Here is a 1618-nt window from a genome sequence, read left to right as displayed (position 1 = left end):
TCGCCGATCCGCTCCTGGGACGTGCGCCGGGGCCAGGAGGCCTTCCGCTACCTGCGCGAGGGCCGCAACACCGGCAAGGTCGTGCTGACCGTGCCGGCGCCGCTCGACCCCGAGGGCACCGTGCTCGTCACCGGCGGCACCGGTGGCCTCGGCGCCCTGTTCGCCAAGCACCTCGTCACCCGGTACGGCGTGCGGCGCCTGCTGCTGGTCAGCCGCCGCGGCCCGGCCGCCGCCGGGGCCGCCGAACTCGTCGCCGAACTGGCGGCGCTCGGCGCCGAGGCCCGGGTGGCCGCCTGCGACGTCACCGACCGGGGGCAACTCGCGCTCCTTCTCAACGAGTTGGAGCGGCCGCTGACGGCCGTCGTGCACACCGCCGGCGTGCTGGCGGACGGCGTCATCGAGTCGCTGTCGCCCGAGCAGATCGCGCAGGTCATGCGGCCCAAGCTCGACGCCGCCTGGCACCTGCACGAACTGACGGCACGTCAGGACCTGTCCGCGTTCGTACTGTTCTCCTCCGCCGCCGGCCTGCTCGGCAACGCCGGCCAGGCCAACTACGCCGCCGCCAACGCCGCCGTCGACGCGCTCGCCGCGCACCGCCGAGCGGCCGGTCTGCCGGCCCTCTCGCTGGCCTGGGGCCTGTGGGCCGACTCCACCGGCATGACCGGCGAACTCGACGAGGCCGACCTCGCCCGCATGGAGCGCACCGGCATCGGCGCGATCTCCAACCAGCTCGGCCTGGACCTCTTCGACCAGGCCCTCGGCTCCGAGGCCGCGCTGCTCGCCCCCGTCCGGCTCGACCCGACCGCCCTGCGCACCCAGGCCCGGTCCGGCCTGTTGCCCGCCCTGCTGCGCGGCCTCGTGCGGGCCCCCGCCCGCCGCGCCGACAACGCGCGCTCCCTGGAGCGCCGCCTCGCCGGCGTGCCGGAGGGCGACCGGGAGCAGGTCGTGCTGGACCTGGTGCGCGCCCAGGTCGCCTCCGTGCTCGGCCACGCCTCGGCCGCCGCCATCGAACCCGAACGGGCCTTCAAGGACCTCGGTTTCGACTCGCTGGCCGCGGTCGAGCTGCGCAACCGGCTCAGCCAGGTGGCCGGGCTGCGGCTGCCGGCGACGCTGGTCTTCGACCACCCGACGCCGCTGGAGGCGGCGCGGCTGATCCTCTCCCTGGTCGGCGGGACGGGCGGCGCCGAGCAGCCCTCGCCGCTGGACCAGGAGCTGCAGCGGCTCGAAGCGCTGCTGATCGCGGTTTCCGGCCACGAGAAGCAGCTGGCCGGCGCCGAGCCGCGGCTGCGCTCGCTCAGCAACCGGCTCCGCGCCCTGCTCAGTGCCACCGGCACCGAGGACGCCGACGCCGACGACACCTTCGAAGAAGACCTCGACTTCGTCTCGGACAGCGACATGTTCGACCTGATCGACAAGGAGCTCGGATCCGCATGACCGGGAAGAACGACGACCGTCGGAGCGGGACGATGAACGGGCAGACGAGCGGACGGACGAGCGGGCAGCCGAGCGGTTCGCAGACCGACGAACAGAAACTCCGTACCTACCTCAAGCGCGTCACCAATGAGCTGCGCACGGCCAATCGCCGGGTGCGCGACCTGGAGGACCGGGCTGTCGAGCC

At 74.1% G+C, this 1618-nt stretch carries 2 protein-coding genes; both read left to right on the top strand.

Translation table 11 applies throughout. The annotated features are described in order from the left end of the window. Positions 1 to 1434: type I polyketide synthase (locus VM95_RS37485; RefSeq protein WP_157882310.1), on the top strand; the 1434-nt coding region annotated here is incomplete at its 5' end. Further along, on the top strand, positions 1431 to 1618 hold a 188-nt coding region (locus VM95_RS37480), incomplete at its 3' end, for a polyketide synthase docking domain-containing protein (protein ID WP_045705869.1). The genes VM95_RS37485 and VM95_RS37480, both read left to right, overlap by 4 nt.

This window comes from Streptomyces rubellomurinus (assembly GCF_000961885.1).
Lineage (GTDB): Bacteria > Actinomycetota > Actinomycetes > Streptomycetales > Streptomycetaceae > Kitasatospora > Kitasatospora rubellomurina.
The sequence above is the reverse complement of the archived record's forward strand: the minus strand, read 5'-3'. Positions and strand labels throughout refer to the sequence as shown.